The following is a 17070-nucleotide window of genomic DNA, read 5'->3' on the forward strand; positions in this document are numbered from 1 at the left end:
GATTAAGCCTTTGCTGCTGCGGCCAGTGCCTGATGGTGAGCCGATTCAATGGCCACCACTTCCGGCGACTGCACGTAGTAGTCGATCGAATCGTTGTTGCTGCGGCAGATGAACGTCACGATCATGCCCACGAAGCCGACGATGGCGAGCCACCAGATGTGCCAGATGGCGGCGAAACCGAACACCAGCGAGAAGGCACTGATGATGAAACCGGCGCCGGTGTTCTTCGGCATGTGAATCGGGGCGTAGCTCGTCTTCAGATCGCTCTTGATGCCGTGTTCCTTGCGATAGGCCAGCTCGTCGATGTCGTGCACGCGCGGCTCTTCGGCAAAGTTGTAGAACTGCGGCGGCGACGACGTCATCCACTCCAGCGTACGGCCGTTCCAGGGGTCGCCCGTGGTGTCGGCCAGCGCCTTGCGGTTCTTGATCGACACGACCAGTTGCAGCACCTGGAAGCCAATACCGGCGGCGATGAACAGTGCACCGATGAGCGCTGCGATCAGCCAGGGTTGCCATTCCGGATTGCTGTAGTGGTTCAGACGACGGGTCATGCCCATCAGGCCCAGCACGTACAGCGGCATGAACGCGAGGTAGAAGCCGATCAGCCAGCACCAGAAGCTTGCCTTGCCCAGACGCTCGTCGAGCTTGAAGCCGAAAGCCTTCGGGAACCAGTAGTTCATACCGGCGATATAGCCGAACAGCACGCCACCGATGATCACGTTGTGGAAGTGAGCAATCAGGAACAGCGAGTTGTGCAGCACGAAGTCCGCACCCGGCACGGCCAGCAGCACGCCGGTCATACCACCGATCACGAACGTGACGATGAAGCCCAGCGTCCACAGCACCGGCGTGGTCATCTGCACGCGACCACGGTACATCGTGAACAGCCAGTTGAAGATCTTCACGCCGGTCGGGATCGAGATGATCATCGTCGCGATGCCGAAGAAGGCGTTCACGCTGGCACCCGAGCCCATCGTGAAGAAGTGGTGCGCCCACACGAGGAACGACAGCACCATGATCGCGGCCGTGGCGTACACCATCGACTTGTAGCCGAACAGCTTCTTGCCGGAGAACGTCGAGATGATTTCCGAGAAGATACCGAACGCCGGCAGAATCAGGATGTACACCTCAGGGTGACCCCAGATCCAGATCAGGTTGATGTACATCATCGGATTGCCGCCCAACTCATTCGTGAAGAAATGGAAGTCGAGGTAGCGATCGAGCGAAAGCAAAGCCAGCGTCACGGTCAGGACCGGGAACGCGGCGCACACCAGCACCATCGTGCACAGGGAAGTCCACGTGAAGATCGGCATCTTCATCAGGTTCATGCCCGGTGCGCGCATCTTCAGAATCGTGACGACGAAGTTCACCCCGGTGAGCAACGTCCCCAACCCTGAAATCTGCAAGGCCCAGATGTAGTAGTCCACCCCCACGCCAGGGCTGTACTGAATGCCCGAGAGCGGCGGGTATGCCAGCCAGCCCGTGCGCGCGAATTCACCCACGCCCAGCGACAGGTTGACCAGTGCGGCGCCCGCCACGAACAGCCAGAACGACAGCGTGTTCAGGAACGGGAAGGCCACGTCGCGTGCGCCGATTTGCAGCGGCACCACGAGGTTCACGAGACCCGTCATGAAAGGCATCGCCACGAAGAAGATCATGATCACGCCGTGGGCGGTGAAGATCTGGTCGTAGTGATCCGGCGGGAGAATGCCGCCCGAGTTGTGCGCAAGCGCCAGTTGGGTACGCATCATCATGGCGTCGGCGAAGCCGCGCAGCAGCATGACGAGCGCGACGAGCACGTACATGACACCGATCTTCTTGTGATCGACCGACGTCACCCACTCGTTCCAAAGGTACTTCCACTTACCGAAGTAGGTGAGCAGAGCAATGATGCCCAGCCCGCCCAGCACCATCATGCCGACCGCGCCGACGATGATCGGCTCGTGGTACGGGATGGCTTCGAGAGTCAGTTTGCCAAACAGTGCTGACATTGTTGATTACTCCTTATGCGCGTGCGCAGCCGTACCGGCGTGCATCGCGTGCGCACCGGCGTCCATGGCCATGGTCATCGACTGGCCTTGCACATTGGCGGCGGCGGCCGGAGCCGTCGCGGCGTCCGTGCCCGCGCCCTTCATTTCCATCTTCATGTCCATGCCCTTCATTTCCACGGCACCGTGGTTCTCATGGCCTTCGTGCTTCTGCGCCATGCCCGATGCCATCGGGGCGTGCACGATCGACTGGAACATGTTCGCGTCGACCGAGCTGTAGTACGTCACCGGCGTGTTTTCGCTCATCGGCACCAGCGAGGCGTAAGCGTCGCGGTCGAGCACCTTCTTCGACTCGCGCACCTTCGTGACCCATTGCTGGAAGTCGCCATCGGTCATCGCCAGCGTCTTGAAGCGCATGCCCGAGAAGCCGCCGCCGCTGTAGTTCGCCGAGATGCCGTCGTACGAGCCGACGTGGTTGGCGATCAGGTGCAGCTTCGTTTCCATGCCGGCCATCGAGTAGACCTGGCTACCCAATTGCGGAATGAAGAACGAGTTCATGATCGATTCCGAGGTGATCTTGAAATTCACCGGGACATCGACAGGAACGGCCAGTTCGTTGATCGACGCAATGCCCTGTTCCGGGTAGATGAACAACCACTTGTAGTTCAGCGCCACGACTTCGACCGTAATCGGCTTCACTTCGCTTTCCAGCGGCTTGTACGGATCGAGTTCGTGGGTGGAGACCCAGGTGATGCGCGCGAGGATCGCAATGATGATGATCGGCACGAGCCAGACCACGACCTCAATGGCCGTCGAGTGCGACCAATTCGGCTCATAGCGCGCCGACTTGTTGGTTGCGCGGTACTTCCACGCGAACCACAGCGTCATCAGGATGACCGGAATCACCACGATCAGCATCAGCCAGGTGGCCGTGAGGATCAGGTTCTTGTTCTCAATTCCGATCTGCCCCTTAGGGTCGAGCAGCGTCATGTCGCAGCCAGCCAAAAGCAGCGGCGAGCACAAGGCGAGGAGCCTAAACAATCGCGGGTTTCTGTGTTTCTTCATGTCACACGACAGGGTTGAGTTGGCCAGCGAACGGCGCAACACGGGCTTACCGGCCTGATGCAGGGTCGCAGGAGGTTGGCAAGGGTTAAGGTGGGACGGGAGCAGTCGTCACGCCGGTATTGCACCGGTTGAACTACGACGACTGTGTCATCGAAAAGACGGGAACCGGGGCGGATTGCCGCCCGCAGACCTCAAGTCACTGTCCGACTTCTTGTCTTTTACTTCCATCACGGTGCGGCATTATGCCGAAGTTTAATTAGGCCGCACATTGCCCACCCACCAGCGCGACAATGTGTCGCGCGGCTCTCACGCGTACGCGCGCGACGTTTTCCCGGCAGATCGACACCTTTTTGGCGGTAAACGCTGTGCAATGCAGCAATGCGGGAAGGTTCTGGGAATTCAACAGGTGCGACGTTGTGTCGCACCCCGATTTGCGGTGTCGCAGCGAAATGCACCAAGACGGTGCACTCGCTGGCAGGCGATGTCGGTGAGGGGTATTGTGCCCGCCTTTTCAGTCGAGCGACAACCGTACGGCAAATGCCATGAGGGCTGCGCCGAACGACCAGCGTTGTACTTTTTGTGCAAGCGGGCGAGCGCGCAGCCAGCATGCGATACGCGCCGCGCCAAAGGTGAGGGTCACGTCGAAGAGCGCGCCGACGATCAATAGCAGCACGCCGAGTTCCAGTACCTGCGACCACACCGGGCCTGCGTCAGGACGCACGAACTGCGGCAGCAGTACCGAACAGAACAGCAACGCTTTGGGGTTGAGCACACTCGAGAGCACGCCACGTCGGAATGCCTGCGAGAGCGGCGGTGCAATGTCGTTCGATGTCGCGGCCACGTCCATGCCGAACGCCGGCGAGCGCCAGATCTGGATCGCCACCCACGCCAGATAGATCGCGCCCGCGATCCGCACGGTCTCGAAAAGCCACGGTGCCGCACGCAGCAGCGCCGCCACGCCGCAGGCCGAAAGCGTGACGTGCGCGGCGCGCGCCAGCGCCAGGCCGGCGGCGGTCGCCAGTCCGTGCCGGGTGCCTCGCGTCATGCTCGTTTGCATGATCACCGCCATGTCCGGTCCCGGCAGCGCATAAACGACAACGAGTGCGCCGATGAAGACCGTGAGCAAATGCAGCGAGACCATGACTTTTCTCCGTGGGATGAACGCAAGTGAAGTTGCGATTCATGATCTCTCCATTCAATGAGTGATAGATAGCGTTTTCCGCCCATCAACAAATGAATATTTGGTGTATTTCTCTATATCAGTCCCGTTTGTCGACGAAAGCGCCGCCACCGCCTCGCCCCCACTGCCGGTCGACCTAAGCCATACGGATGAGGGAAACACTTCCCGCACAACGCGGATCGTGGTGGAATGCCGTCTTTGAAGCTGTTTTCGTAGCGGGATACCCACCATGAACGAACTCGACGCCATCGATCGGGCCATTCTTGCCATCGTCCAACGCGATGGCCGCATTTCCAACGCCCGCCTTGCCGAGCGCGTCTCCCTGTCCGAGACGCCCTGTGCCCGACGTCTCAAACGTCTCGAAGCCGAGGGCTATATCACCGGCTACCGAGCCGAGCTCTCGCACCGCGCGCTGGGCCTCGGCGTGACGGCGTTCGTTCACGTGCGCTTCGCCGTGCACGACCGTGCGTTGTCCGAACAATTCGAGCGCGAGGTGCAGGCCATCGACCGTATCGTCTCGTGCCACAACATCTCGGGCAGCGCCGACTATCTGCTCGGCGTGGTCGCCACGGATCTGGACGACTACGGCAGTTTCACGCGCGATGTCCTGCGCGCCCTGCCCGGCGTCACCGCCATCGAGTCGATGCTGTCCTTGCGTGAGGTCAAACGCGATACGGGCGCGCCGCTGCTGTAAAACGATTCACCAGGGCATACAGCAGGTTTCACCGTAAAATGTCAGCCTAAAACCAGAACCAGACCAGGTGACACATGCCGGACGCTCTGCCCGCCGTTCCCTCTGTTCCCGATCTTCCCGCTTCGCAGTCATCGTCGTCCGTCCCCGCGACGGACGACGCCCTGATGTTCGATCTCGCGCCGGTCTCGCTCTGGCTGGAAGACTTCAGCGGCGTGAAACAGCTGTTCGACGAATGGCGTGCGCAAGGCGTAGTCGATCTGCGCGCGCACTTCAAGGCCGACCCCGCACACGTCTCACAGTGCTCGCAGCGCATTCGCGTCATCAAGGTCAACCGGCGCACGCTCACGATGTTCAACGCTGCGGCGCTCGACGAACTCGTGGCCAACCTGTCGCGCGTATTCCGCGACGACATGCTCAAGACGCACATCGAAGAGCTGTGCCAACTCTGGGACGGCAAGACCCACTTCACCAGCAAGACGGTGAACTACACGCTCGACGGCCGTCGCCTCGACGTGCTGCTCAACGGCTCGGTACTGCCCGGGCACGAGACGTCACTCGATCGCGTGCTGATCTCACTGGAGAACGTGACGGAACTGGAGCACGCCCGCGAGCGCGTCACCATGGGCGAGCAATATGCTCGCGGCCTGTTCGAATACTCGCCGGTTTCCCTGTGGGTCGAAGACTTCAGTGCGATCAAGCTGCTTCTGGACGATGCCCGCGCTCGCGGCATCACGGACTTCCGTACGTTTACCGACGTGCACCCGGAGTTCGTCGAGCGCTGCATGCAGGAAATCGACGTGCTCGACGTGAACCGCCACACGCTGGCCATGTTCGTTGCGCCGGACAAAGCCACGCTGCTCGGCCGCCTGCCCGACGTCTTTCGCGACGACATGCGGCATAACTTCCGCGAACAGCTGATCGATCTCTGGGAGAACAAACTCTTTCAGCAACGCGAAGTCATCAATTACGCCCTCGACGGCAACGAAATCAATGTGCACCTGCAGTTCGCGGTGCTGCCCGGTCACGAGGCGCGCTGGGACCTGGTGCTCGTGGCACTCACCGACATTACGGCACGCAAGAAGGCGGAATCGTATCTGGAATTCCTCGGCAAGCACGACGTGCTCACCAAGCTGCGCAACCGTTCGTTTTACGTGGACGAACTCAATCGGCTCGAACGCAAAGGCCCGTATCCGGTCACGGTGGTCGTAGCGGACCTGAACGGCCTGAAGGCGGTCAACGACCAGTTGGGTCACGCGGCGGGCGACGCGTTGCTGCGTCGCGCGGGCGAAGTGCTCGGCAAGGCCGTCATCGCGCCGCAGATCGCGGCCCGCATCGGGGGTGACGAATTCGCGCTGCTGCTGCCCTCCACCGACACGACCGGTGGCGCGGCCATCATCGAGAGCATTCGTCAGTTGGTGGAACTGAACAACTCGTTCTATCCGGGTACGCCGCTGTCATTCTCGATGGGCATGGCAACGTGCGAAGCGGGCGAGCGGCTGGAGGCGACGATTCAGCGTGCCGACCTGCTCATGTACGAAGAGAAACGCAACCACTACGCCGGGAGCGTGAACGAACGCCGGTTGCCGGACGGCGGGGCGTCGGGCAGGACCGGCAGCGGCGCATAATCTACGGGGGCTACGGGCGCTACTGGGGCTCCGAGGGGGATAGCAGCGGCGTCGACCGTCATGTCGGCGGCCGCGTGCGCCTTGGCCGTTCCCAACGGCTCGCAGATCAGCGCAAGCCAGTCGACGAACGCGCGCACACGCGGCGACACGCGCTTCTGCGCCGGATAGGCCGCCGACAGTCGCAACGGTGGCGGCGGACACTTGGGCAACACCGGCACCAGACGCCCCGACGCCAGGTAAGGAGCGGCCGCGAGCCGCGTCGGCTGAATGAGCCCGAGCCCTTCAAGCCCTGCCGCGAGATACGCCGCCTCGTCGCCGACATGCAATTGCCCGCGCGTACGTACGCAAGTGGCTTTGCCGCTCACCACCATCGTGAGGTCGCCGCAGCGTGCGGGCATCGTCGAGCCCTCTCTTGCGGACAGCCCGGCGGCAACACCGAGCGACGCCAGCGACTCCGCGGGCGCCGTCAGCCATTTCACGGACGTATGCGTTGCCAGATCGTCAAGGTCGGCGGGCGTGCCATGCGAGTCCAGATAGCGACGGCTCGCGCACGTCACCCGGGGCAGATCGCCCAGATGACGCGCCACCAGACGCGAATCCGGCAACTCCCCGAGCACCACACCGCAGTCGACGCCGTCACCGCGCCAGTCACCGTGCGCGGGCGTCGCATCCAGCGCGATTTCCAGTCCCGGATAGCGGGCCTGAAATTCGGCGAGCGACGGCATGACGACCTCACGCGCGATCACCGGCGGCAGCACAACGACGAGGCGACCGCGCAGTTGCGCGTGCGCACCGAACAGGCCCGACTCGACCTCTTCGACGTCCGCGAGAATGGCCGAGCATCGCTCGTAATAGGCAGCGCCTTCCATCGTGAGCGCTACGCGTCGCGTGGATCGCGTGAAAAGCGCGACGCCGAACCAGCGCTCGAGATGCTGGACTTGTGTAGTGGCCGTGGCGCGCGGAATGTCGAGCGACAGCGCCGCCTTCGTGAAGCTGCCGACTTCGGCCACACGCACAAAGGTACGCATGGCAGTGATGCGATCGATCATGATGCCTCCGTCCGTTCCTGTATCGTTTCGCGCGTCTCGTCGGCTTTCAGGGACGATGCGACGCCCCTGCCGCGCAGGATGATGACCACGCTCGCCGCCGGCGCCAGCGCGAACAATGCAAAGAGCCACACCGACGCGCGCTGCGCTTCGGCCAGTCCGCCATCCGCCAGTCCCGCCGAGTTCACCACCCACCCTGCCAGCGCCGAACCGAGCGCCATCGAGTACAACTGCACGGTCGTGATCGAGGCCGATGCCAGCCCCGCTTCGCCGGGACGTGCCGCCGTCATCACCCGCGTGAGCAGATGCGGCCAGCCAATGCCCACGCCGACGCCGACGCCGAACAGCGCGATGCACAGTGCGGCGACGCCCGCCGCACTGTCGAAAAGCGACGCCTGCGGCAGCAGCCACGCCAGTGTGAACATCCCAAGCGCGACGATGACCGGTCCGAGGCGCACCCGGCGCTCGGCGGCGTCGCCCTGACGACCGGCGCTCGTCATCGAGCCGACCGACCAGCCTGCCGCCATCAGCGCGGCGAGATAGCCCGCAGCGAAGGGTGCCTGGCCGTGCACGGTCTGGAGGAAGTAAGGGATGTAGATCTCGCTCGTCATCGCCAGCCCGAGCAGGCTCATGACGGCATAAAGACCGCCGAGACGCGTTCGCAACGAATACGCGCCCGTGGGCATGAGGCGAGGCAGTGCATGCCGCACGCTTCGCTCGCGGTGCGCAAGCCACCACGCGAGCACCAGCCCCGACAGCATCCAGACGGCGGCAACGCCGTGCGAACTGACGACGGATCCCAGGGAAATCGCGACGGCCGACGCACACAGCAGCGCCACTTTGAACCATGGCACCGCATGCGCTTCGTCGTGGCTTTGCGACGTGCCGTCCGCACTCGTCACCGTGCGTCCGCCGGGCACCTGTGCCCGGATAATGAGGCCAAGTCCGACTACGATCGGCAGCAACGACCAGAACGCCCAGCGCCAGTGACCGAACTGCGCGAAGACACCGCCAACGGCCGGACCACACAGCGTTGCGACGCCCCACATGCCGGAGACCAGCCCCATGGCGCGTGACCACAACTGCGGAGCAAAGACGATTCGGATCAGCGCATAGCTCAGCGCCAGCAATATGCCGCCGCCGAAACCCTGCAACGTGCGCCCCACCAGCATCCACGGCATGGTCGGTGCCGCCGCGCAAAGCATCGTTCCCGCGCTGAAGCCGACCAACGCGGCAATGTAGGCGACGCGCGGGCCGAGCGACGACAGCATCTGCGCCGCAAACACCGACCCCAGTATCGACGCCACCACGAACAACGTCGTGTTCCACGAGTACAGATCCAGCCCGCCAATGTCTTTCACGATGGAGGGCAATACGGTCGTCGCCACATAGACGTTGGTCGCGTGCAACGCCACCCCGCCCGCCAGCGCCAGCGAACGCCAGCCGTTGTTGCCACTCAGCAAATCGCGCCAGCCCGGCGCATGGGAAGTCGTCGTGCTCGTTGTCATGGATGGACAGCCCCCACTCGGGAGACTAATATGCAAGAAAGTTCTTGGATATTACATGCCTCACAATGAATTACCCAAATAACCCCTTGGATAATAGGGCAGCGCAGCCCGGCCCCCCCGCCGCCGGACACGAGCGTGTGCTGCAATGGCTGAAGACGCAGGGACCGGCGTCGACGGCCGAGGTCGCGTCAGGATTGGGCATTACAGCGGAAGCCGCGCGTCAGCAGGTGCAGAAGCTCGTGGCGGACGGCCTGCTCGTCGGGGAGACGATGCCCACGCGCGGTGCGGGACGCCCTCGGCAGGCATGGGCGCTTACCGAGGCGGGCCACAGCCGCTTTCCCGACGCCCATTCCACGCTAACGATTCAGTTGATCGGCTCGATCCGCCAGCTCTTCGGTGAGGACGGACTCGACCGATTGATTGCGCAGCGCGCCGCCGAGACCCGCATGCATTACCAGCGGGCCATCGATCCGCTCCCGGGATTGGCCGCGCGTATGGAAAAGCTCGCGGAAATTCGGTCGGCGGAAGGCTATATGGCGCGCGTGGAGCGCGATGGCGATGACTGGCTGCTCATCGAGGATCACTGCCCGATCTGTGCGGCGGCCAAAACCTGTCAGGGCTTTTGCCGCACCGAGCTGGAACTGTTTCAGGCGTTGATCGGCGAGCGTGGCACCGTGTCGCGCGAGGCGCACATTCTCGCGGGTGGACAGCGCTGCACCTATCGCGTGAAGACGTCGGCCTGACGCAGCGGGGCCCACGGTTGAGGTTTTCGCGATGTCGCAGACGTCGGCTGCCGCAGGTGCGTCTCAGATGCCCCGGATGCATCGAACACATCGAACCTAGCGCGGCTGAAACGCGATGAGGCTCATCCCCGCGAGCGCCACGACCACGCCAGCGACATCCCAGGACGTCGGACGCATGCCGTCGACCAGCCACAACCATACGATGGCAACGCCGATGTACACGCCGCCATACGCCGCGTAGACGCGCCCGGCGGCCGAGGGATGCAGCGTCAGCAGCCACGCAAAGAGCGCAAGCGCCATCGCACCGGGCACCAGCAACCACGCGCTGCGCCCCTGCCTGAGCCATAACCATGGCAGATAGCAGCCGACGATTTCCGCTACCGCGGTTGCGACATAAAGCAGAAAGGTTTTCATGCTGCGATTATGCCCGGCGGACTCGCGAGGCGTCACTTTGCGCGCCATGCACACTGACGGGACCTGCAATGACCTACAATGCCGCGTTCACCGGAGAAGCTCATGGAATCGTTGGAAGCACGCGTCGTCGAACTCGAAATCAAAGCGGCGTTTCAGGAAGATCTGCTCGAAACGCTCAACGAGATCGTCACCCGCCAGGAACAGCAGATCGACCTGCTGCAAAAGCAGCTCAAGGCGCTCTATCAGCAGATGCAATCGCAAGGACAAAGCGGCGGCAACGACGGCAATCCTCGTCACGAAATTCCCCCGCACTATTGAGACGAGCACGCGCGCGCGACACACGCCCGCATGCAGCATGTGCCGCAGGGGCTTCAGACAGATGGACACTCGGATGAACGCGCGATTCAGAACGTTCAGAACGATTCGCCGCTTCTCGGGTCACATGACCATCGACGATTCAGGCACGCCCGCTTGCCGGGCACCCGTGACATGACTTCGCAACGCGACACCCGCAGTTCACGCCGCACCGGCAAAACCCACCACACGGACCACACGGACCACACGGACCACACGCACATCATCCTCCCTGACGATCCGACGGACGCGGGCGCTGAGGCGTCCGTGCTGCGTTTTTCCCGGCGAGACAGCCTGCGACTCGTCGTCGGTGGTTGGCTCGGACTGGCGCTCACCCCCTGGATGCGTCCCGCGCTCGCCGCGTACAACATCTGGACCGGCGAGTACACGATGACGCGCAAGGAGATCGAGAGCGCCGTCGACAAGCGCTTTCCGACCACGCTCAACTACGGCCAGCTGCTCTCCGTCGAGTTGACGCATCCGCAGATCGGTTTCAATCCGCAGGCCAATCGCGTCAATACGCAGGTCGATGCCCAGGTGCAGAACGTGTTGCTGCAAGGCCAGCCCCTCAAAGGGGTGCTGGCGATTTCCAGCGCGCTGAAGTACGACCCCGTGCGACGCGCCGTCCTGCTGGACAACCCCAGCGTCGAGCGTGTCGACGTCAACGGCATGCCGCCCACCTACGGTCAGCAACTGACCGCCATCGGTGGCACCGTGGCGCAACAGGTACTCAACCAGTATCCGATCTACACATTCAAGCCGGAACAGCTCAAGTACGGCGGACGCGACGTCGAACCCGGCGCGATCACCGTGCTGCCGGACGGCATCAAGGTCGAAGTGAAGACGAAGTAGTTTGCGGCGCCTACCGCGTCATGAAAAAAGGGCGGCCCGGAGGCTGCCCTTTGCACACTCGCCGCGCGGCGGGTGACGTCTTAGACGACAGTCAGCGTCACGTCGATGTTGCCACGCGTGGCGTTCGAGTACGGGCACACGACGTGTGCCTTCTGCACGAGGTCCTCGACCACGGCGCGATCCACACCCGGCACGCTGATCTTCAACTCAGCCTGAATGCCGAAACCGGTCGGGATCTGCCCGATGCCGACGGCACCGTCGATCTTCGTGTCTGCTGGCAGCGCCACCTTTTCCTTACCGGCGACGAACTTCAGTGCGCCGAGGAAACACGCCGAGTAGCCTGCGGCAAACAATTGTTCCGGGTTCGTGCCGCCAACGCCGGGACCGCCCATTTCCTTGGGCACGACCAGCTTGACGTCGAGCACGCCATCGGACGAGACGGCACGGCCATCACGGCCTCCGGTGGCGGTGGCATGGGCGGTGTAAAGCACTTTTTCGATCGACATGACGAACTCCTGGTAAGTAGAGAAATTTCACTGCCAAACTTCGACCCCCTGACCGGCCACACCGTCGCGGCGTTGCCTGGTAGCCAAGCGGCCATCTTAATACCCCTGTGGGACACCTTTCGTGAACGTCGATTCAATCGCAATCGTCGTTCGTCCCGCATGATGTTGCTGATTGTCCTGCCTATTGCCCGCATTATCTATCTACGTATAGATAGATGGACGACCACAAATAAACGGGAGACGCTGCTCCCGCAGTGATGCTGTCTTCATAACTCTGCCCACGTGGGCTGCCCGCATGGGGCTAACCGCGTGGGGCTAACCACATCGGGCTAACCACATGAGGCTGCCAACCGGCTGCGGCTCAAGCTACGCCGCACACCGACGCGACCACATCCTCCAGCCTCGATGGCGCCCGGAACAATCGGGATGCCATCACACTGCCCTGAAACCCGGCAAACAGCGCACGGGCCGTCGCCTCGGGCGGCGACGTGAGTTTCAGCGTCCCTTCCGCCTCACCCTGCGTGAGCACACGTGTGAGCCACGCTTCGTGATAAGCGAAGAATCGCTGCACGGCCTCGCGCACCGTTTCCGGCAACGTCTCGATATCGGCTGCCAGCATGCCGCACAGACAAATCCGGTGACCGTCCTCGACAATGCGCCCGAACCCCTGCGAGTACCGCGCCAGCTTTTCGGGCGCGGGCAGCGACTCGTCGATTTGCGCCAGCCCTTCTCCGATGAAAGCGTCGTAAGCCCGGATCGCTTCGAGCACCAGATCTTCCTTTGCGGGGAAGTAGTAATGGATGCTCGACGTCTTCACACCGACGCGCTCGGCCAGATCCCGGTAACTGAAGCCGTTATAGCCTCGCGTCATCAGGAAAGTCTGCGCCTGCGTCAGCAGTTTCTCTCTGACGGTCGGTGCAGTGGGCGATGTCGTGGTGCGGTTCATGTGACGAACTTTATCTATCAGTAGATAGATAGTCAAGCGTATTTTTCGAAGCGTCGATGGATTTTTTCGATGGCGTCGATAGCCGAGCCGCCGCCCCAATCGAAACAGCGGCCCGAAGGCCGCTGCTCAAGCTCACGCGGTGCCCCCGGCACACGGTCAGAAGTCGATCTTCGCGTTCAGGCTGACCATGCGCGGGTCGGCGGGCTTGATGTAGTTGTCGTACTGGTATTCCCAGTACTTGCGGTTGGTGAGATTGCTCACGGCCGCGCGCAACGTCACGTCCTTGCCCGACACGCGGGTCCGGTACGTCGCCCCCAGGTTGATCAGCGTGTAGCCCGACACGGTCAGCGAGTTCTGCGGATTGAGCGCGGTGCGGCCGTTGTAGCGAATGTCCCCGCCGACCGACAGACCCGGCACGTACGGAATCTTGTATTCGACGTTGCCCGAGAGTACGAAGCGCGGCGCGCCGCCCACGCGATTGCCGTCGAAGCCGCCGGATGTGCGTGCGTACCACGCGTCGAGCGCCATGGCGCTCGCACCCAATGTCCACTGCGGACCCAACTTGACCGAACCGGCAAGCTCGATGCCCTGATAGATCGACTGGCCGTCGGCCACGCGCGCGTTGGCGCTGTTCGTGTAGACCGCGCCGCGTTCGATGCGGAAGAGCGCCGCCGTCGTGCTCCACGTCGCCTGCTCCGTCTTCACCCCGACTTCGTACTGACGGCTCTTGAACGGATTGAGCACGGCCCCGGCGTTCGCGTAAGTCGAACCGACCACTTCACCGGCCTCGAGCGCTTCCACGTAGCTCACATAAGCGGTCGTGTTCGGTGTGAGCTTGTACAGGGCAGCGAGCGTCGGCGTGAAGACGCCGTTCGTCGAATACGTCGACACGCCTTGTGCGTTCGTCTGGTCATAGTTCGTGAAGCGCCCGCCGGCCAGCACCGAGAAGCGATCCGTGATCTGCACGGTGTCCGATGCAAAGACCGACTTCTGTTCGATGGCGCTGGAGCGCTGGGCCTGAAGCGGTGTGCCGTCGCCGTAGAACTGGTACGACGTGCCCTGGTACAGGTTGCCGGTATAGGTGGGGCTATAGACGTACGCATAGTCGTTCGTCTGATATTGCGATGCATATCCGAACGTCAGTTGATGCGTCAGCGCGCCGGTGCGGACCTTGCCTTCCGCGGTCACTTGCCACGCATGGAACGTATTGACCTCGTCGCCCAGATCGTTCTGGCCACGGAAGTCGCCCGCCCCGTTGAGCAGATTCAGCGTGGCTTCGTTGCGGTCGCGCGTGGACTTGTTGTAGGCGAAGTTGGCCGACACCTTCCAGTCCGGATTGATCTGATACTGCAGGCCCGTCGTGTAGAACTGCGTGATCGTGTTCAGGTGCGTGGCCTGCGTTTGCAGGTTGGCATTCGATACGTTGATGGGGCCAGGCAACTGGTTGCCGGTGAAGCTGAACGTGGAGAGCGAGGGCGACGTGCCCGTGGCGCGGCGGTCCTGATACATCGCGCCGAAGTTCCACGTGAGGTCGGGCGTGATGCGTGCATCCAGCGCCACGGAGACCGTATCGCGGTTGAGGTTGCCGTCGGTATAGGTGCGCCCTTCCTCGTGCGTGTAGTTCAGTCGCCCACCGAACATGTCGTTGGGACCGGCGCGACCGCCAAGATCGACGTGCTCGCGCCAGATGCCTTCGGACTGGAAGCCGACGTCGATGCTTGCCACGCGCTCGTCCGTCGGCTTCTTCGTCACATAGTTCACCACGCCGCCTGGCGCGACAAAACCGTACATGAAGCCCGAGAGCCCCTTGAGCAATTCCACGCGGTCGAACTGTTCGTACGGCATGGTCACGCCGTAGGTCATGACAGGCATGCCGTCGAGCTTGAAGCCCGATTGCCAGTCGATAGGCATGCCGCGCACATAGATGTAGCCGGCCCATGCGTCGAAGGCATTGCTGCCGTCGGTCACGGAGGCATCGGTCACGAACACGTCGCCAAGCTTGGCCGGTTGACGCTGTTCCAGTTGCTCCTGGCTCACTACCGTGGTCGAGAACGGCGTGTCGAGCTGGCTGCGCGAACCCAGCGCGCCGGCCTGTACCGATTGCTTCAGATTCTGCGGCGTCTCGCGCAGCGCCGAGTCCGTCACCGTGGTGGCCTTGAGCGTCGCGGGTGCTGCGGCATCGACGGGGACGCGCTGCCGGTGGTGCCGGCAGTCCCCGTGGCTTCGGCGGACGACTGCGCGAAGACCGGGGAAGCGCCCACAGCAGCGAAGGTCAGGAAGGCGGCCAGCGCGAGCGGACGCGCAGCGAGATGGCCAGCCGCAGTGCGGCGGGCCCGGTAAGCCGGAGCAAACGACATGCTTGAAATCCCGTGTGTCTAGAGAAACTATTTATTTAATGAGAATCGTTAACGTTCTCATTCACAGGATCGGGATATTAGCAAACCGTCGCCGCCCGTCAACAAATGTTGTCATCCGCTGGCACGGACAACACCGAAATACAACATTTCCGTCCCTTACACGCTTCGGCACCCCGGGCGGGACGCGGCGACGCCAATTCGGCCTGGTTTTGAAGATCCTTGTGGCCCCCGCACCGACAACGCAGCCAAATAGGCTAATATCGCGGCACTGTCGCCTACCGAGCGGCTAATCGAACGGAACGCCGACCCTTATCCGGGGCGCGCGCGTAGTGTGGTATGGAACTCGACGCCATTGATTTGAAGATTTTGCGGGAGCTGCAAGCCGACGCCCGCCTCACCAACGTGGAACTCGCCTCGCGGGTCAGTTTGTCGCCCTCACCGTGTCTCGCGCGCGTCAAGGCGCTCGAGACAGCCGGTTATATCCGCCAGCGCGTGACGCTGCTCGATCCGTCCCGCCTCGGGCTGCACATCAACGTCTTCATCCACGTCACGCTGGAAAACCAGAACCGCGACGGGCTGGACGCCTTCGAAGCCGCCGTGACCGCGCTGCCCAACGTCATGGAGTGTTACCTGATGTCGGGCGACGCCGACTATCTGCTGCGCGTGATGGTCAGCGACATGGCCGCATACGAAACGCTCATCACAGATCGCATCTCGCGAATTCCGGGTATCCGTAACATTCGTTCGAGCTTCGCGCTCAAGCAGGTCATGTACACCACGGCTGTGCCGGTGCCCGGTCAGGACGGCGCCGGTGGCCCCGACAGCGCGGGCGATGCCTGAGACGTCTCAGGCGGGCGCAACCTCGGCCCCGCCGGGCGGCGCGAGTCAACAGGTCGCGCTGCATGTGGCGGCGATGCTGTTTGGCGCGTCGGCCCTGTTCGGCGAACACATTGCCGCAAGCAGCACCCTGATCGTCTTCGGACGCGGACTGTTTTCGTGGCTCGCGCTCACCGTGATTGCGCTCGCCGGTGTGGCCGGACTGCGAGGCGCGGCGCGACTCTCGGGGGGTGCGCCGTGGCGTGGCCTCTCGGTGGGCGCGGCAGGCCGACTGATGGTCGCGGGAGTATTGCTCGCGATGCACTGGCTCGCCTTCTTTCTCGCGATCAAGGCCGGGGGCGTGGCCATCGGCACGCTTGGATTCGCATGCTTTCCGGCGTTTGTGATCCTGCTGGAGTGGCCGCTGCGCCGCGAACGTCCCTCGTTGGGAGACATCGGCGTGATCGCGCTCGTTTGTTTCGGTCTTGCGCTCGTGACACCCGCGTTCGACTGGCAGGCCGGAGCGACGGTCGGGCTGGCGTGGGGCGTGCTCTCGGGGGCGCTCTACGCCGTCATCGCGCTGTCGAACCGGGTGCTCGGCGCACACGCGTCGCCATTGCAGGCGAGCTGGTGGCAGTGTCTGGGCATTCTCGTCGTGCTCGCACCGTTCGCATGGCGCGAAGCCCTTGCGCTCCCCGGCGCTCAGTGGGGGTGGCTCGCCTGCCTGGGCGTCGTCTGCACCGCACTCGCCTACACCCTTTTCATTCATGCGCTGCGCGCGGTCAAAGCCAGTCAGGCGGCCGTGGTGATTGCGCTCGAACCGGTCTACGCGATCGCGTTCGCGTGGGGGTTGTTCGGTACCGCCCCCACGCTCAAGATGGCGATCGGCGGCGTGTGCATCGTCGGTGCCGTTGCCTGGTCCGGCTCGATGCGCTCACGCCGCCCCGCGCATTGAGGCCCTCGCGCGCGACGCAGG

Annotated in this window: 17 protein-coding genes; 7 read left to right on the plus strand and 10 right to left on the minus strand. The window is 63.1% G+C overall.

All coding sequences use genetic code 11. The features are described from left to right. Window positions 1–2: 2 nt before the first annotated feature. The 3 genes from cyoB to PCA31118_RS21615 form a co-directional block, all read right to left on the minus strand. Complete coding sequence (gene cyoB / locus PCA31118_RS21605; RefSeq protein WP_044458326.1) at window positions 3–1982, minus strand: cytochrome o ubiquinol oxidase subunit I; 1980 nt, start codon at window positions 1980–1982, stop codon at window positions 3–5. 15 nt (window positions 1983–1997) lie between these two features. After that, window positions 1998–3053 (minus strand): ubiquinol oxidase subunit II, encoded by a 1056-nt coding sequence (gene cyoA / locus PCA31118_RS21610; protein ID WP_150627062.1) that lies wholly within the window; start codon window positions 3051–3053, stop codon window positions 1998–2000. A 511-nt stretch (window positions 3054–3564) separates the two neighbouring features. Continuing rightward, window positions 3565–4194, minus strand: coding sequence for a LysE family translocator (locus PCA31118_RS21615; protein ID WP_150627063.1), 630 nt, complete (start codon window positions 4192–4194; stop codon window positions 3565–3567). A gap of 268 nt (window positions 4195–4462) precedes the next feature. On the opposite strand from PCA31118_RS21615, the gene PCA31118_RS21620 reads away from it, so the two are divergent. Beyond that, the gene (locus PCA31118_RS21620) at window positions 4463–4927 is read left to right on the plus strand and encodes an Lrp/AsnC family transcriptional regulator (RefSeq protein WP_044456539.1); all 465 of its coding nucleotides are present in this window, start codon (window positions 4463–4465) and stop codon (window positions 4925–4927) included. A 74-nt stretch (window positions 4928–5001) separates the two neighbouring features. Then, window positions 5002–6552: a sensor domain-containing diguanylate cyclase gene (locus PCA31118_RS21625; RefSeq protein ID WP_150627064.1), complete on the plus strand. Its 1551-nt coding sequence runs from the start codon at window positions 5002–5004 to the stop codon at window positions 6550–6552. Here PCA31118_RS21625 and PCA31118_RS21630 read toward each other — a convergent pair. Together PCA31118_RS21630 and PCA31118_RS21635 are read right to left on the minus strand one after the other, a co-directional pair. Beyond that, complete coding sequence (locus tag PCA31118_RS21630; protein ID WP_150627065.1) at window positions 6480–7601, minus strand: LysR family transcriptional regulator; 1122 nt, start codon at window positions 7599–7601, stop codon at window positions 6480–6482. The two genes, PCA31118_RS21625 and PCA31118_RS21630, sit on opposite strands and share 73 nt — an antisense overlap. Beyond that, window positions 7598–9106, minus strand: a complete 1509-nt coding sequence (locus PCA31118_RS21635; RefSeq protein ID WP_150627066.1) for an MFS transporter — start codon at window positions 9104–9106, stop codon at window positions 7598–7600. Before PCA31118_RS21635 ends, PCA31118_RS21630 begins: the two co-directional genes overlap by 4 nt. An 86-nt stretch (window positions 9107–9192) precedes the next feature. On the opposite strand from PCA31118_RS21635, the gene PCA31118_RS21640 reads away from it, so the two are divergent. After that, complete coding sequence (locus PCA31118_RS21640) at window positions 9193–9849, plus strand: helix-turn-helix transcriptional regulator (protein ID WP_150627067.1); 657 nt, start codon at window positions 9193–9195, stop codon at window positions 9847–9849. 96 nt (window positions 9850–9945) lie between these two features. Here the strand turns inward: PCA31118_RS21640 and PCA31118_RS21645 are convergent, their stop codons facing one another. After that, complete coding sequence (locus PCA31118_RS21645; RefSeq protein WP_150627068.1) at window positions 9946–10263, minus strand: YnfA family protein; 318 nt, start codon at window positions 10261–10263, stop codon at window positions 9946–9948. 102 nt (window positions 10264–10365) lie between these two features. Here PCA31118_RS21645 and PCA31118_RS21650 point away from each other — a divergent pair, with 102 nt between their 5' ends. After that, window positions 10366–10581, plus strand: coding sequence for a SlyX family protein (locus PCA31118_RS21650; protein WP_425495391.1), 216 nt, complete (start codon window positions 10366–10368; stop codon window positions 10579–10581). 171 nt (window positions 10582–10752) lie between these two features. Continuing rightward, window positions 10753–11469 (plus strand): DUF1439 domain-containing protein, encoded by a 717-nt coding sequence (locus tag PCA31118_RS21655; protein WP_150627069.1) that lies wholly within the window; start codon window positions 10753–10755, stop codon window positions 11467–11469. An 80-nt stretch (window positions 11470–11549) separates the two neighbouring features. Here the strand turns inward: PCA31118_RS21655 and PCA31118_RS21660 are convergent, their stop codons facing one another. From PCA31118_RS21660 to PCA31118_RS27435, 4 genes are all read right to left on the minus strand, one after another. Then, entirely contained in the window at window positions 11550–11975 is a 426-nt protein-coding gene (locus tag PCA31118_RS21660) for an organic hydroperoxide resistance protein (protein WP_150627070.1), read from the minus strand. Between the two features lie 361 nt (window positions 11976–12336). After that, window positions 12337–12921 carry a TetR/AcrR family transcriptional regulator gene (locus PCA31118_RS21665; RefSeq protein ID WP_150627071.1) on the minus strand — a complete coding sequence of 195 codons (585 nt, stop codon included), beginning with the start codon at window positions 12919–12921 and terminating at the stop codon, window positions 12337–12339. Between the two features lie 156 nt (window positions 12922–13077). Then, window positions 13078–15066 (minus strand): TonB-dependent siderophore receptor, encoded by a 1989-nt coding sequence (locus tag PCA31118_RS21670; protein WP_246190364.1) that lies wholly within the window; start codon window positions 15064–15066, stop codon window positions 13078–13080. After that, on the minus strand, window positions 15063–15278 hold the full coding sequence (locus PCA31118_RS27435; RefSeq protein ID WP_246190365.1) for a hypothetical protein: 216 nt from the start codon (window positions 15276–15278) through the stop codon (window positions 15063–15065). Before PCA31118_RS27435 ends, PCA31118_RS21670 begins: the two co-directional genes overlap by 4 nt. A gap of 336 nt (window positions 15279–15614) precedes the next feature. Here PCA31118_RS27435 and PCA31118_RS21675 point away from each other — a divergent pair, with 336 nt between their 5' ends. Both PCA31118_RS21675 and PCA31118_RS21680 read left to right on the plus strand, forming a co-directional pair. Continuing rightward, window positions 15615–16118 carry an Lrp/AsnC family transcriptional regulator gene (locus PCA31118_RS21675; protein WP_150627072.1) on the plus strand — a complete coding sequence of 168 codons (504 nt, stop codon included), beginning with the start codon at window positions 15615–15617 and terminating at the stop codon, window positions 16116–16118. Next, window positions 16111–17049: a DMT family transporter gene (locus tag PCA31118_RS21680; RefSeq protein WP_150627073.1), complete on the plus strand. Its 939-nt coding sequence runs from the start codon at window positions 16111–16113 to the stop codon at window positions 17047–17049. Before PCA31118_RS21675 ends, PCA31118_RS21680 begins: the two co-directional genes overlap by 8 nt. Window positions 17050–17070 lie beyond the last annotated feature (21 nt).

Origin of the sequence: Pandoraea captiosa, assembly GCF_902459775.1 — a bacterium.
GTDB lineage: Bacteria > Pseudomonadota > Gammaproteobacteria > Burkholderiales > Burkholderiaceae > Pandoraea > Pandoraea captiosa.

Bases quoted from the DNA above. Each gene is read 5' to 3' on its own strand.
- cyoA (WP_150627062.1), bottom strand. From the start codon at position 3,053: ATGAAGAAACACAGAAACCCGCGATTGTTTAGGCTCCTCGCCTTGTGC.
- PCA31118_RS21615 (WP_150627063.1), bottom strand. From the start codon at position 4,194: ATGGTCTCGCTGCATTTGCTCACGGTCTTCATCGGCGCACTCGTTGTC.
- PCA31118_RS21620 (WP_044456539.1), top strand. From the start codon at position 4,463: ATGAACGAACTCGACGCCATCGATCGGGCCATTCTTGCCATCGTCCAA.
- PCA31118_RS21625 (WP_150627064.1), top strand. From the start codon at position 5,002: ATGCCGGACGCTCTGCCCGCCGTTCCCTCTGTTCCCGATCTTCCCGCT.
- PCA31118_RS21630 (WP_150627065.1), bottom strand. From the start codon at position 7,601: ATGATCGATCGCATCACTGCCATGCGTACCTTTGTGCGTGTGGCCGAA.
- PCA31118_RS21635 (WP_150627066.1), bottom strand. From the start codon at position 9,106: ATGACAACGAGCACGACGACTTCCCATGCGCCGGGCTGGCGCGATTTG.
- PCA31118_RS21645 (WP_150627068.1), bottom strand. From the start codon at position 10,263: ATGAAAACCTTTCTGCTTTATGTCGCAACCGCGGTAGCGGAAATCGTC.
- PCA31118_RS21650 (WP_425495391.1), top strand. From the start codon at position 10,366: ATGGAATCGTTGGAAGCACGCGTCGTCGAACTCGAAATCAAAGCGGCG.
- PCA31118_RS21655 (WP_150627069.1), top strand. From the start codon at position 10,753: ATGACTTCGCAACGCGACACCCGCAGTTCACGCCGCACCGGCAAAACC.
- PCA31118_RS21660 (WP_150627070.1), bottom strand. From the start codon at position 11,975: ATGTCGATCGAAAAAGTGCTTTACACCGCCCATGCCACCGCCACCGGA.
- PCA31118_RS21665 (WP_150627071.1), bottom strand. From the start codon at position 12,921: ATGAACCGCACCACGACATCGCCCACTGCACCGACCGTCAGAGAGAAA.
- PCA31118_RS27435 (WP_246190365.1), bottom strand. From the start codon at position 15,278: ATGTCGTTTGCTCCGGCTTACCGGGCCCGCCGCACTGCGGCTGGCCAT.
- PCA31118_RS21675 (WP_150627072.1), top strand. From the start codon at position 15,615: ATGGAACTCGACGCCATTGATTTGAAGATTTTGCGGGAGCTGCAAGCC.
- PCA31118_RS21680 (WP_150627073.1), top strand. From the start codon at position 16,111: ATGCCTGAGACGTCTCAGGCGGGCGCAACCTCGGCCCCGCCGGGCGGC.